The sequence below is a fragment of the Peribacillus sp. FSL P2-0133 genome, assembly GCF_037975445.1.
GTDB classification, from domain to species: Bacteria; Bacillota; Bacilli; order Bacillales; family DSM-1321; genus Peribacillus; species Peribacillus simplex_E.
In genome coordinates, this window is sequence record NZ_CP150254.1 from 581,623 (window position 1) to 594,705 (window position 13,083).

General features: G+C 41.1%; 13 protein-coding genes. 4 read left to right on the top strand and 9 right to left on the bottom strand.

Annotated features, from left to right (window positions below; all coding sequences use genetic code 11):
- Nucleotides 1-86: 86 nt before the first annotated feature.
- From MKY17_RS02830 to MKY17_RS02845, 4 genes are all read right to left on the bottom strand, one after another.
- Entirely contained in the window at nucleotides 87-1,355 is a 1,269-nt protein-coding gene (locus MKY17_RS02830; RefSeq protein WP_144527881.1) for a dicarboxylate/amino acid:cation symporter, read from the bottom strand.
- Nucleotides 1,356-1,583: 228 nt separating this feature from the next.
- Nucleotides 1,584-2,504, bottom strand: coding sequence for a 2-dehydropantoate 2-reductase (locus MKY17_RS02835; protein WP_339201337.1), 921 nt, complete (start codon nucleotides 2,502-2,504; stop codon nucleotides 1,584-1,586).
- A gap of 149 nt (nucleotides 2,505-2,653) precedes the next feature.
- Nucleotides 2,654-3,214, bottom strand: a complete 561-nt coding sequence (locus MKY17_RS02840) for a 3D domain-containing protein (RefSeq protein ID WP_098370458.1) — start codon at nucleotides 3,212-3,214, stop codon at nucleotides 2,654-2,656.
- Between the two features lie 397 nt (nucleotides 3,215-3,611).
- Nucleotides 3,612-4,676: a M20/M25/M40 family metallo-hydrolase gene (locus MKY17_RS02845; protein WP_098370459.1), complete on the bottom strand. Its 1,065-nt coding sequence runs from the start codon at nucleotides 4,674-4,676 to the stop codon at nucleotides 3,612-3,614.
- Between the two features lie 163 nt (nucleotides 4,677-4,839).
- Here MKY17_RS02845 and MKY17_RS02850 point away from each other — a divergent pair, with 163 nt between their 5' ends.
- Nucleotides 4,840-5,346, top strand: coding sequence for a general stress protein (locus MKY17_RS02850; RefSeq protein ID WP_098370460.1), 507 nt, complete (start codon nucleotides 4,840-4,842; stop codon nucleotides 5,344-5,346).
- Nucleotides 5,347-5,396: 50 nt separating this feature from the next.
- On the opposite strand, the gene MKY17_RS02855 is transcribed toward MKY17_RS02850, so the two are convergent.
- The 3 genes from MKY17_RS02855 to MKY17_RS02865 form a co-directional block, all read right to left on the bottom strand.
- Entirely contained in the window at nucleotides 5,397-5,735 is a 339-nt protein-coding gene (locus MKY17_RS02855; protein ID WP_339201339.1) for a methyl-accepting chemotaxis protein, read from the bottom strand.
- Nucleotides 5,736-5,915: 180 nt separating this feature from the next.
- Complete coding sequence (locus tag MKY17_RS02860; protein ID WP_098370462.1) at nucleotides 5,916-7,379, bottom strand: PH domain-containing protein; 1,464 nt, start codon at nucleotides 7,377-7,379, stop codon at nucleotides 5,916-5,918.
- On the bottom strand, nucleotides 7,379-7,873 hold the full coding sequence (locus MKY17_RS02865) for a PH domain-containing protein (RefSeq protein WP_098370463.1): 495 nt from the start codon (nucleotides 7,871-7,873) through the stop codon (nucleotides 7,379-7,381). Before MKY17_RS02865 ends, MKY17_RS02860 begins: the two co-directional genes overlap by 1 nt.
- 313 nt (nucleotides 7,874-8,186) lie before the next feature.
- On the opposite strand from MKY17_RS02865, the gene dacB reads away from it, so the two are divergent.
- Nucleotides 8,187-9,608, top strand: a complete 1,422-nt coding sequence (dacB, locus tag MKY17_RS02870) for a D-alanyl-D-alanine carboxypeptidase/D-alanyl-D-alanine-endopeptidase (RefSeq protein WP_098370464.1) — start codon at nucleotides 8,187-8,189, stop codon at nucleotides 9,606-9,608.
- A gap of 41 nt (nucleotides 9,609-9,649) precedes the next feature.
- Here dacB and MKY17_RS02875 read toward each other — a convergent pair whose 3' ends face one another.
- Entirely contained in the window at nucleotides 9,650-9,790 is a 141-nt protein-coding gene (locus MKY17_RS02875) for a hypothetical protein (RefSeq protein ID WP_179891009.1), read from the bottom strand.
- A gap of 105 nt (nucleotides 9,791-9,895) precedes the next feature.
- Here MKY17_RS02875 and MKY17_RS02880 point away from each other — a divergent pair, with 105 nt between their 5' ends.
- Entirely contained in the window at nucleotides 9,896-10,501 is a 606-nt protein-coding gene (locus MKY17_RS02880; protein ID WP_098370465.1) for an NB-ARC domain-containing protein, read from the top strand.
- A gap of 94 nt (nucleotides 10,502-10,595) precedes the next feature.
- Nucleotides 10,596-11,237 carry a 5,6-dimethylbenzimidazole synthase gene (gene bluB / locus MKY17_RS02885; protein ID WP_098370466.1) on the top strand — a complete coding sequence of 214 codons (642 nt, stop codon included), beginning with the start codon at nucleotides 10,596-10,598 and terminating at the stop codon, nucleotides 11,235-11,237.
- Nucleotides 11,238-11,419: 182 nt separating this feature from the next.
- Here bluB and rpoN read toward each other — a convergent pair whose 3' ends face one another.
- The gene (rpoN, locus tag MKY17_RS02890) at nucleotides 11,420-12,781 is read right to left on the bottom strand and encodes an RNA polymerase factor sigma-54 (RefSeq protein WP_339201341.1); all 1,362 of its coding nucleotides are present in this window, start codon (nucleotides 12,779-12,781) and stop codon (nucleotides 11,420-11,422) included.
- Nucleotides 12,782-13,083 lie beyond the last annotated feature (302 nt).

Below are 13,083 nucleotides of genomic sequence, written 5' to 3' on the forward strand. Positions count from 1 at the left end.
ATAGAAAATCGGCTATTCATTGATAGAAAGGGAGCAAGACATAAAAAAAGAGGTGCAAGTTACACACCTCTTCATTCAAGATTCGCTTATTTTTCCGATGAGACGGCCACTTCACCCATATCGCCTGAGATGGCTTGATTTGGATTGAATTCACCTTCCGATTTAGAAATGACCACTGTAGCAACACTGTTACCGATTAGATTAGTGATGGCACGTGCTTCAGACATGAAGCGGTCGACTCCCAGCAGTAATGCCATTCCTTCAACTGGAATCATTGGGAAGGCAGCTAATGTTGCAGCAAGTGTAATGAAACCGGATCCCGTTACACCGGCAGCTCCTTTGGATGTTAACATCAGGATTCCTAGAAGGGTCAATTCCTGCCAGATGCTTAAGTCGACACCATAAGCTTGGGCGATGAAAATCGCTGCCATGGATAAGTAGATGGATGTGCCATCAAGGTTGAAAGAATAACCAGTTGGGACAACTAAACCGACTACCGATTTTGAACAACCGTATTTTTCGAGTTTTTTCATTACGCTTGGTAGAGCTGATTCCGACGAAGATGTTCCTAAAACTAAGAGGATTTCTTCTTTTAAATAGGCTATGAACTTGAAAATATTAAAGCCGTAGATTTTGGCGATCGAGCCAAGGATAAGAATGATGAATAGTGCCATTGTGATATATACGCTACCCATTAATTGTCCTAAAGAGCTTAGAGAACCAAGGCCGAACTTACCGATTGTATAAGCCATTGCTCCAAAAGCCGCCAATGGAGATACTTTCATGATCATACCGACGATGCCGAAGAAAATATCGGCAATATGCTGAAAGAAAGATACGACTGGCTGCACTCTCGGTCCCATTGCCGCCATTGATAATCCGAATAATACGGCAAAGAATAGAATAGGGAGTAAGTCTCCGCCAGCCAGTGCGGCAACGGCATTATCAGGAATGATATTAGAAATGAAAGCAACGGCGCCATGTTCCGTTTCGGAAGCGGCTGTTGTATATTGTGATACATCTCCGCCCTCGACTGAATCGATGTTAAAGCCTTTACCAGGTCCCAGCAGATTGACTACGATAATTCCGATGGCAAGTGCGAAAGTGGTAACGATTTCAAAATAGAGCAGGGCCTTTCCGCCGATGCGGCCAACCTTTTTCATATCACCCATACCGCCAATTCCGATTACGACGGTTAAGAAGATGATTGGTGCAATGACCATTTTAATCATTTTAATAAATAAATCAGCTAATATCTTCAGCTGTTCACCGAAAGCAGGAAAGAAGAAACCGACTGTTATACCCAGAATGATACCGATGATGACCTGAACTGTTAGATTTTTTAATATTTTCAAGGTGCATTCTCCTTTGTTATATGATAGCGCTTTCTTAACTTGGTTATAGTGTAACAGAATGAAGTATCAGAATATTCTTTTGGTGATATTGTTTTCTTTTTGTTCTTTTTGGTCTTGGTTTTTTTAATAACTGAAGGGTGGAAGAGGAATTAAAGTGTCCATTAGGGCCATGATAGATTAATAAACTGCAATAAAAAAATACCGGTGAGGCGCCGGTATTGAGAAAAATCAATTTTCGAATGGTTTTATGAGTGCATAAAGGGTTCCGATCACAGGAAGTCTCAAACCGGCCTTGTCGGCAAGGCGCAGTGCACCGCCCTGTAAATGTTCCACTTCTAGGGTAAGGCCCTTCCGGCGGTCCTGGTGCATGGAAGAGGTGGATTCATCAGGTAAACCTGCCATGTTTTCCAACGCCTGTGCAATATTCTCCACAGTAATTCCGACGCCATAAGCATTTGCGAGCTCCTTCATTTCAACAAGGACCTTTTCCAGCAATCCATTGGTTTCAGGGAATCTCCGTATCGTGCCGATAGGGAGGTTGGAGGCAGTTGTCACACCGGAGAAAGCGGTGATGAACATGTATTTGATCCACATCCTGATCAATATGTTTTCCGTTCTGCCAGCCTTCATGATAGCTGATCCGGCCGCCTGTTCGAATTTATCACAAATCTCTTTTTGTGATGGATGGAGCGGGCCATAGATTAAATCGTGATTATCATTGGAGTGAATGACATGACCTTTTTCATCGAGAGTGGCGATGATGAAGGCACTTCCTCCCAAGACGGCTTCATCGCCCAGTTCTTCCTGTAAAATGGATACATGTTCCAACCCATTCAAGAGCGGGAGGACCTTTGCACCCTTTTCAACAAGGACCTTTAAATCTGTAAGGGTGCCCTGCAGATGCTGACCTTTTACGGCGAGAATCACAAGGTCGACCTTTTCAATATCATTTACGTTCTGTGTGATATGAAGGTCGTTAAATTGGTAGTTTCCATGTGGGCTGGTTATGCTGATGCCATTTTCTTTCAATTGTTTGGCGCGGTTTTTTCGGACAAGGTATTGAACATGCTGCCCCGCCTGCTGCAACCTGCCTCCAAAGTAGGAGCCGAGTGCCCCGGCCCCTATAATGACAATATTCAATGTGCACACCTCTCTTTTGATTAAGATGTACTAATCATAACATTGACTGAAATTTCAGTAAATAATTCCGTTTGAAGGTAATCTGGTTGTTTAGGTGTTTGTAAGAATGGGAAAAACAAAAGACCAGCCTGAATTAGGTTTCAGACTGGCGCTTATCATTATTTATAAATTTTTACTTTAACGGTTTTTCTGCCCCAATTGATAGCTTTGGAGTGAGAAGAGTAGAAGACGTCAATTTTATTCCCTTTGATTGCGCCGCCTTTATCTGCAGCAATGGCATCCCCGTATCCTTCTACATGAACTTTTGTTCCTAGTGGAATGACCTTAGGGTCGACTGAGATGGCTTTTGCGTTAGGGTTTTTCTTTAAGTTAAGACCTGATGCTGTAATACCGCTGCAACCTTTGCAGTTCGCAGTGTAAGCTGTTGCCTTCACGGTGATCGTTTTATATTTCTTGGATGATGATGTTTTAGCTGTAGCTTTAGGTTTAGCAGAAGTCGATGTTTTCTTGACCTTTAAAACTTGTTTTGGATGGATGTTATCTTTTTTCAGGTTGTTCCAACTTTTGAGTTGATTGACTGTTATATTATGTTTATTGGCGATACCCCATAGTGTGTCGCCGCTTTTAACTTTGTATGTAGTAGTAGCAGCCGATGAAACTCCGGAAAAACTAAATACCAAAAAGAAAGCAGTGAATAGTGGAAGTAGTATTTTTTTCAAAATGAATAGTCTCCTTTGTTTTAAATCGTAGACTTAGAATAACAGGTATTTATGACAACAATGTTTCGCTGGAATAGTAATTGTGTTACAAAAAGGTTTCCCTTGATAAATAAATGTAATATAAACTAGGACAAAAGGACTTATCTATTAATTGTAAATATATTATTTTTTATGTCAGTATAAGCGTATTTTTGGTAAATAGTGTTGGTGTTATGGCGTATCTTGTTTAATGAGGTAAAATATGGATATGCATTCCCTGAATTAAAAGTCCTGTATATTTTGTAAAAAAACAACGCAATAATGAACAATTGAGTGCCTTTTATTTTAGTAGGAAAGGATATTCGGAGCATGAAAAAAGCCCGCATCTATGTGATGCCGGCTTTTTTCATGATTTGGATTAATTTAAAACAAATTCAGAAGCGAAATCGACTAGCATTTTTTGATAGACTGCTACTGATTCAAGGTTGACGCATTCCCTATCTCCATGCCAGTTCTCACCTTTTGGACCGAATTCAATGGCTGGGATATCATATGCCGCAAAAAACACGGTATCTGCGGAGCCGTGCTGCCCAAAAATGACAGCGCCCTGCTTTGTGTTCCTTTCGATAATCGGGCGGAGCAGAGTGATGAATGGGTCTGACTCTTCGGTTTTTACAGGTTTACTATACATATTAAGGTGGACATTATTTCCTGTCACACTTTCGATCTGAGCAATGATATCTTCCATTGTTTGCGTAGGAAGATAGCGTATATCAAGACTTAGCAAACAGGCATCCGGTACCTTATTATAAACATCCCCGCCTTTTATTTTTGCTAGGTTAAGTGATGGGGAAGAGTAAAGGGGAGTATGATCCCGGGTGAAAGGAAGTTCCTTTATTTTTTGATAGAGATCATAGGCCTTTTCAATTGCATTCACGCCTTCCCATGGACGGCTTCCATGGGCGGATTTGCCGGATACTTCAATATCGAGACGAAGGGCACCCTTTGCCTGGAGTCCGATTCCCAATTGCGTAGGTTCAGCACAGATTACAAAGTCCCCTCTATAACCATGTTTCGCTAAATATCCGGAACAGTTCAACCCGCCAATCTCTTCATCCGATACGATCTGTAGCTGGATTTTTAAACCTAAGTCCTTATCTTTCAGTTCGGTAAATGCACACATCATCCCTGCAACTCCCGCTTTCATATCGGCTGTCCCGCGTCCATATAAGTTTCCCTCATGAACCTCAGGGAAAAATTGATCCGGCGTTCCGCTGACAACATCGACATGGCCATTCCAAATTACGGTTTTATCTCCGCTGCCAATCTCGCTAACAAGCATTTTATAACCGTTATTTACGATCACATTCACGGTAAGCCCTTGTTTTTTAAGCCAGTCCGCACAGTAATCAACTGCTTGGTTAGCTCCTTCTTTCGCTGAACTGTCAATAGATACTAAATCTTTAAGTAAATCGATGAGCAAAAAGAAAACCCCCTAAAAATGTGCATACTATTATTATATATACCCTTTCTAAGTAAGGGTTAACTCAAAAATATTTTCCTGTTAAATAACGTTTAGCCTTTTCATCCCCTGGGGTATGTAAAGGGGGAGCGACAATTTACATTCTTTAAGGAGGATGATAGATATGGATAAACGTATAATTGGTGTATATGAAACTGGAGAAGAAGCCATAAAGGCTGTTGAATCATTACAGGCCCAAGGGTATGATCGTGAAGATATTTCGGTGGTAGCTAAAGATAAAGAAGAATTAAATACAGTTAATGAAGAAACGGGTACAAAAGTTGAAGAGGGGCTCGCAGCTGGTGCGGCGACCGGAGGTATTTTGGGCGGTGCTGCCGGATTATTAGCTGGTGTGGGTGCGCTGGCTATTCCGGGAATCGGACCGGTACTGGCAGCTGGACCGCTTGCTGCAACATTAGCCGGAGCGGCAGTAGGTGCTGGTACAGGAGGATTGGCCGGTACATTAATCGGTATGGGCATACCTGAAGACGAAGCTAATCGTTATGAAGCGGATGTAAAGAGTGGCAAGCTGCTTGTGCTAGTCGATTCGGATGCGAGAAAAACCAGTTCTTCTTACTCAGGAATAACTGAAACCGATGAAACGCTAACGAACAGTAGAAGAACTCTATAAATCGTAAGGTAAAAAAGGACGGATCCCTTAGGACCCGTCCCTTTTTTTGATTAGAATGTGAATTTCTTTATTTCTTTGTGCATTTCCTGAGATAGGGCATCCAATTCGCTAGCCAGGGCATTTAATTGTTCCATGGAAGCACTCGTTTGTTCTACGGAGGCTGATACTTCTTCAGTTCCTGCCGCAGTTTCCTGACTGATCGAATTTAATCTTTCTGCATTGCTCTCCATTAGTGTGACCTCGTTTACCATATCGTTCATCATCTTTTTTATTTCGTCGAAATTGCTGAATGTGTTCGCGATAATGGATGCAATCATGATCAAAGCTAAAAAAGGAATCAAAATTTGTTTTTTTAGCGAATTAAAATACCAGTCTATCAGTCTTTTCATTTAGACAATTATCCTTATATTCCTCAAAATAATTTAGGTTCTCTAAGATATTTCGGTCTGCTTTGTCTTTTTAAAAGTTTCAAGTTAGAAAATTCCCAATATTAATTTTGACATGAGTGGGGGATATAGAGGATAAAAAAAGAGCTGACTGCCATGGTCAACTCTTTCATTCATTGATTGCTATTCGACTTGGATATTTTTTGTCCTGCCCATATACCATGTGTAAAACTCGTCTGCATATTCAACGGTTACATCTTGGAGCTTTGTATGGTGTACAGGCTTGGAACGGTTGATCGTTTCAATTGTGGCAAGACCGAAAAGCTTTTGCAACTTCGAACGTTCCACCTCAATTTGAATGACCTTGCTTCTTTTGGTAATGAATAGTGATGTTTCCAAACTTCCGGATTTGAACTGAATGAACTCATCATTTAACAAGTAACGGCTATTTTTGTAATCCATTATTCTCAATGAATAAATGAGGACGAGTAAAATCAGCGAGATATACCATAGGGAGGGTTTGAAATAATAGATCGCCAATGTTGTGAGAATCCAGAAAAAGCTGGGCCGCAGCATTCGGATTTTGAAGGCCTGTTTCGATAGCGGCTTCATTGACCGTTCCACTTTGTAAGCGGGTAAAATCTCTTCTACCATCCCATATGCCCGTTCAATCGATAAAAAAGGATAGAGTGTATTCGTTTCCAGCTCTTCATCGCCCGTATTTCCTGCACTTACCAGTTGCACTTCTGCCAAGCCTAGCAATCTTTTAATGATTGATTGGGTGATTTCTACAGCTTGTACTTTTTCTTTCTGAATGGAAAAAGCGGATTCATCCAGTACACCTTTCTTTATATATATACGCTCGTGATCGGATGAAATTTCATATTTTCCATATTTGACGAATGTGGAAACGATTCCGAAGGCAACGGCGACACATATGAGGCCTGCAAGAACGATGGTTATGATCCACCACGTATCCAATAACTTGGCAAGAAACCCTTCGGCATTCTCCAAATTGATAAAATCATCGAGTGTATTATATAACGTAGCCAATATTGGGATAAGAGCCAGGAAGCTGAGTGATGTAAAGGAAGCTTTCAGCACATCTTGTTTGGTTGGTGTGAAATGGATCGTTTTTCCATGGGTTGGTTCTGCTATTCGTTCTTCGGGAATATCCACTTCGATAACCGGAATTTCCTGTTTTGAAGCATATTCCCCCTCAAGCCGTTCGGCCTCTCTTCGGGAAATCACCTCAAAAGGTACGGTACCCTGATCACCAGTCATCCCCGTTTCGAATGTTAAAGAGGTTAAACTGAAAATTTTATGAAATAACGTCGTGCGTTGCTGAACATTCTGTACCTTATGAAGCGGGACCGTTCGATACGATTTCGAGATAAGCCCTGAAGTAATATATATGGTTCCTTCTTTGATTTGGTATTTATACGTATACCATTTTAGGATGATGGAAATGACTTTCCAAATCAGATAAACTAGAAAACCGATTTGGAGTACCTTCATATACGTCTTTTCAGAACCGAAATTCAGGACATAAAGCATGATGATGAAAAACGCATTTCCTTTCAGCAATTTCCAAAACTCGAAAGGGATTTTGAAAGGGTGTAATCGTTTTGCATGTTCTTCCATCATTAATCCACTTCCTTAATTTTTGCGAAATGGGCAATTTTATCTCGTAATTCATATGCTTCTTTCTCGGGGATGGCAGGTATGTCATGAGAGTCCCCCATTGTTCCGATGCTAAGGGAATAAAGGTTATATTTTCGCAAAAACGGTCCTTGGTTCAATTCGACGGATTGGACCTTCGTCATCGGAATGAGTTCATGCGTTTCACTCCAGGCTCCATGTTTTGTTTGAATGAATTCTTCGTTCACGTCGTAACGCCAATACTTTTGCAATAAGATCGGTTCAATGAAGATGGACCAGATTGCATGAAAAAAAGATAATACGATAAGTCCGTTTAAAATCCATCCAATCCATTCTTTCCAAGTGAAATAATCATCAACAAATAATAGGATGCCAAGGACGGCGAGGATAATGAGATTGGTAATGGCTTCAGTAATCCGCCAAACCTTCACTGATTCTTTGGAAATTTTCTTGGTTGGTGGCTGTATCTTTGAATACATATATTCACTCCTTACTATGTCTTTATACTTATACGGATTAACCGACAAGAAAGTTTCCTATTATCCTTTTGTGCCAAGAAATCATGAAGTCGGGGTTCCTATCGATTCCGTGGAGTGGCGGCCGAATAATCCTCCAGTTTCCTGAGTATGTATATATAAGGACTTCTAGTGGATCTTTTCTTTTTATATGACTGTAAATTGGACAAGATAGAAGTGGTGAGCTTTTAGAGTGGGAGTGATAGGTTTGACATACAAAAGGAAGTTGAGTTTTATATTCTTCCTGTTTTTGATTTGTTTTTTTAATGGAGAATCGATGCAAGCTGCGAATGATGATGGAAACCTAGGGCAGGAAATTCAACAAATATTGGATGAATCGCCGGGATTGTCTGGCGCATTAACGGGAATTTCCATCCGTTCAGCTGAAACGGGGGAAATGATTTATGAACGGGGGTCGCAAACGAGATTGCGTCCTGCTTCGAACCTTAAGCTATTGACTGCAGCAGCTGCGCTGGAAACTTTAGGGGAAGATCATGCTTTTCAAACGGAACTATACATAAAAGGAGTACAAGTTGGCCATGTTCTGCAGGGCAATGTGTACCTGAAAGGAAAAGGAGATCCAACATTATTGGAAAAGGATTTCGATGAGCTGGCAGCCTCACTGAAGCACAAACAAGTTAAGGTGGTTCATGGGGATCTTATAGGCGATGATTCTTGGTATGACGATGTTCGCTATTCCCAAGATTTAGTTTGGAGCGATGAACAGGAATATTACGGGGCGGCCGTTTCAGCTTTAACGGCTTCCCCGAATGAAGACTACGATACCGGTACCATCATTGTGGAGATATCCCCTGGGAAAAAGGCTGGTAAAAAGGCAACGGTGAAGCTGAAGCCGGAAACGGATTATGTGAAGGTCATCAACAAAACGAAAACTGAATCGGAAGACGGCAATAAGAAAATTGAAGTCGAACGGTCTCATGGCACACAAGTCATTACGGTGACGGGAACCATTCCGGAGCATGCCGGGGTGACCAAAGAGTGGATCTCGGTGAAAGATCCCACAGAATATGCCCTGAGCCTATTTGAAAACTCAATGAATAAACATGGAATTAAAGTGTTGGGAAAAAGGAAAAAAGGGAAAACGCCAGTAGGAGCGGACATGATTGCCACTCATAAGTCCATGCCGCTTTCACAACTGCTTATTCCTTTCATGAAACTGAGCAATAACAGCCATGCCGAGGTTTTGGTGAAGGAAATGGGCAAAGAGGCAGAAGGGGAGGGAAGCTGGAAGGATGGTTTGAAGGTTGCTCGAAATCAGCTGAAGAGTATGGGTCTCGATATGCAAACGATCATGATGCGTGATGGATCTGGAATTTCCCAAGTCAATATGATTCCAGCGAATGAAATAACGAAGCTGCTGTATGCCGTACAGGAAAAAACGTGGTTTCCTGCTTACTTGAATGCTTTGCCGATTGCAGGCAACGAAAATCGGATGGTGGGAGGTACGCTAAGAAAGAGGATGAAAGGGACATATGCAGCCGGGAATGTTCGCGCTAAAACAGGGACGATTTCAGGAACGAGCTCCTTATCAGGTTATGTTACGACCAAAAGAGGGGAAAAAGTCATATTTTCGATCATCTTGAATAATTTTGTAGAAGATAAAGGAATTACGGCAATCCAGGATAAGATAGCCGTGATGCTCGCAGAAAAGGAAAACCGGTTGGGGGGTGACCTTTAGTATTCATTTGGAAAACAAAGTTTGAAGTTCAGGGAAATCTGCTAGAAACAGATCGGCATCTGCCAATTCATTTTCTTCGGCAAATCCGAATTGGCAGAATGCAGCCGATGAGCCATTTTATTTGCTGACTCGATGTCGATTTCGATCGCAAATCGGAATGGCGTACTCAATTCGATGGTCATTCAATAACATTGCCAGCACCTTCTTCTAGTTTTTTTCATTTTATCCTCTCAAGGAAGGAATTTCAGGGAGGATGAATAGAAATAAGTAGTATAGGAGGAATGCTCATGAATTTTCCAACACTTGATGGACAGTATACGATTAGCAGTCTTATAGCTGAAATTCACGAAATTTCCAAAAAACGATCTCCATATATATTGGCCATAGACGGCCGGGGCGGATCTGGAAAAAGTACACTCGCTTCCCGTATCCAAGCTGAGTGTCCGGGTAGCGCGGTTGTTCATATGGATGATTTTTATTTGCCATCATCGGATAGGGGCCAACTGCCTCCATCCCAAAAGCAGGTTGGTGCGGATTATGATTGGGAACGGGTGTTAAATCAAATTCTTAAACCGCTTACGAATAGGCGAGATGCAAGGTATCAAAGGTATGATTGGGAAACGGACACTATGGCCGAATGGCATGATGTTCCTGCTGGAGGCCTTGTTATTATAGAAGGAACATATTCCATCCGTAAAGAATTGGCAGGGTACCATGATTTTACGATTTGGGTGGAATGTACCCGCGATCAGCGTTTGAAACGGGGGCTTGAGCGGGATGGTGAAGAAGCGCGGCAAATGTGGGAGGATAATTGGATGGTGCATGAAGATCTCTATGTGGGTGCGCAAAGGCCTAAAGAAAGAGCGAATCTTGTTGTGGACGGAACGAGCTGAATCCTTGGATTTCTGGAACTCGCTTTTAATTGTAAGGGTTTACCTATAAAATTGTATGTATGTTTAGATAAAGCCGGAAACTTGGGGGGAAACTATGTTTACTAATGAAGAACAAGCTGCCGTATATAAAGCCATTTATAACCGAAGGGATATCAGGAGTTTTTTGCCTAAGCCCATTTCAAAGGATATACTCCGCAGAATTTTGGATGCTGCACATCATGCGCCGTCTGTAGGGTTCATGCAACCTTGGAGTTTCATCGTGATTTCATCTCAGGAAACCAAGAACAGTTTGGCATGGGCAGCGGATAAAGAAAGAAGGGCACTCGCTATTCATTATGAAGGAGATAAAGAAAATAAGTTTCTTAGCTTGAAAGTGGAAGGGTTAAAAGAAGCACCTTACACCATTTGTGTTACATGCGATCCGACACGGGGCGGCTCCCATGTTTTAGGGAGGAACTCCATTCCGGAAACGGATATCCTATCCACAGCCTGCGCGATTCAAAATATGTGGCTGGCTGCCTGTGCGGAAGGATTGGCAATGGGATGGGTAAGCTTTTATAAGAAAAATGATATTCGTGATATTTTGGAGATTCCGCCGCATATAGAACCCGTCGCACTCCTGTCGATTGGCTATACGGATCAATATCCGGATAAACCCATTCTTGAACTTGCTAATTGGGAAAAAAGAAGGCCGATGGATGAACTTATTTTCAAAGATAAATGGGGTAATAAATAAAACTATATATTATGATTCTAGCCCCTGTTTCAGGGGTTTTTTGTTGAAAGGAATTGATTTTTTTACATAAAAAATGAAATGAAGCAGTGAAAAAATAGAAGACCCTTACGATAGATGCATCCTTTGTAAGAGTCTTTCAAAATACAACATTCCGTAATATGGACACAAAATTTGGTTTGAATTTAAAATCTACGCCGTTTTGAAGATCCCGGTATACCGAGATCTTCACGGTATTTTGCAATAGTACGGCGGGAGATCTTCATCCCTTCATTTTCGAATATTTGACAAAGTTTCTGATCTGAAAAAGGCTTTATCTTATCTTCATCGGCAATCAAGACCTTTATTTTTTCTTTGATGGTGGTCGTTGATTCGGTTGCTTGGCTATTCGCGCGGTTTACCCCTCTAGTAAAGAAGTTCCTAAGTTTAAAGAGGCCATGCGGTGTCTGGATATATTTATTGCTCGTCGCCCTGCTGATTGTTGATTCATGAACCTGAAGTTTTTCCGAAATGTCTTTCAGTGTCATAGGTTTTAACCCCGTGATTCCCTTCATGAAAAACTCTTGCTGCTCGTCCACGATTGTCGCTGCCACTTTGTAAAGTGTCATTTGCCTTTGTTCGATTCCTTTTAAAAGTAATTGGGCATCATTTATGTGCCCTTTTATATAATCTTTAGCTGGATTGACAGGATTCAGAGCGATGTGGTCCTTGTAGAAAGGACTGATGGAAAGTTTAGGTGTGCAGCTATCATTGACCGTTATCAGAAAATCTTCTTTTTCTTTTTCCACGTAAACGTCCGGAATGATGTAATGAGTCAAATCATTGGAAAAGTGACTGACGGGACGCGGGTTTAACGTACGGACGAAATCCGACGCTTCTTGTACTTCCTGAATGGTCGCTTTGTATAGGGCGGCAATTTTCCTGTAGCGTTTTTCTGCTAAGTCCGTTAAGTGCTTTTTAACGATCTTAACCGCCAATTCATTGCGATCCTCATGCTCACGCAGCTGAATGAGTAAGCAATCGGCCAGATCTTTAGCCCCGACTCCAATCGGGTCAAGGGATTGCAAAACTTGAATCATTTTTTCTATTTCTTCGACGGACATGGAAAAATGCGAGGCAGTCCAATTGGTATCCAATTCAAGAAATCCATATTCATTTAAGTTCCCAATTAAAAATTGGAGAATCCTCCTTTCAATTGCTTTCAATGAACTTAGTAAACTCACTTGTTCCAGTAAATGGATTTCCAATGTTTCTGTGTTGATTGAATAATTGTTGATTGGATTGTAATCATTGTCTCCGTTGAAACTTTTACTTTTAGAGGACCGTTTCAGAGAATTTATTTTAGGTGTACGAATGCTAGATTCAGAAAGTGATGCGAGGGGGTCTTTAAAGCTTATTTCGAGAACGGGATTTTCGTAAGCCTGTCGGTTTAGGAAACCTATTAGTTCATGGGTCGAATATTGAAGGATCTTGATCGATTGCTGTAATTCAGGGGTTAATGACAATTTCATAGTTTGTTTTTGGTATAGTTCAAATCCTACCTGCATATATATCAACTTCTTTCGTTTAGATTAACATGGCGGCTCAAGAGGGCTAAAAAATATTAACATGATAATAATACAAATCTTCCGAAAATTCAACATAGTGTGTCAGGTTTTGTAACATCAATTAGTAAATAAAGAGGGGGACGAAGTTATTCTAATGAATGGGTGTTGGGTGATTCGAATATGAATCGAACGATTTATATTCGAATCAACACAAACTCCTAATGATTTATATATGAATCATTTTAACCTGAATGCCTTTAATATAAGGCTCATATAATTTGGCATGCATCTTGCTATATCTA

Bases quoted from the DNA above. Each gene is read 5' to 3' on its own strand.
- MKY17_RS02850 (WP_098370460.1), top strand. From the start codon at position 4,840: ATGGATAAACGTATAATTGGTGTATATGAAACTGGAGAAGAAGCCATA.
- MKY17_RS02855 (WP_339201339.1), bottom strand. From the start codon at position 5,735: ATGAAAAGACTGATAGACTGGTATTTTAATTCGCTAAAAAAACAAATT.
- MKY17_RS02860 (WP_098370462.1), bottom strand. From the start codon at position 7,379: ATGATGGAAGAACATGCAAAACGATTACACCCTTTCAAAATCCCTTTC.
- MKY17_RS02865 (WP_098370463.1), bottom strand. From the start codon at position 7,873: ATGTATTCAAAGATACAGCCACCAACCAAGAAAATTTCCAAAGAATCA.
- dacB (WP_098370464.1), top strand. From the start codon at position 8,187: ATGCAAGCTGCGAATGATGATGGAAACCTAGGGCAGGAAATTCAACAA.
- MKY17_RS02875 (WP_179891009.1), bottom strand. From the start codon at position 9,790: ATGACCATCGAATTGAGTACGCCATTCCGATTTGCGATCGAAATCGAC.
- MKY17_RS02880 (WP_098370465.1), top strand. From the start codon at position 9,896: ATGAATTTTCCAACACTTGATGGACAGTATACGATTAGCAGTCTTATA.
- bluB (WP_098370466.1), top strand. From the start codon at position 10,596: ATGTTTACTAATGAAGAACAAGCTGCCGTATATAAAGCCATTTATAAC.
- rpoN (WP_339201341.1), bottom strand. From the start codon at position 12,781: ATGCAGGTAGGATTTGAACTATACCAAAAACAAACTATGAAATTGTCA.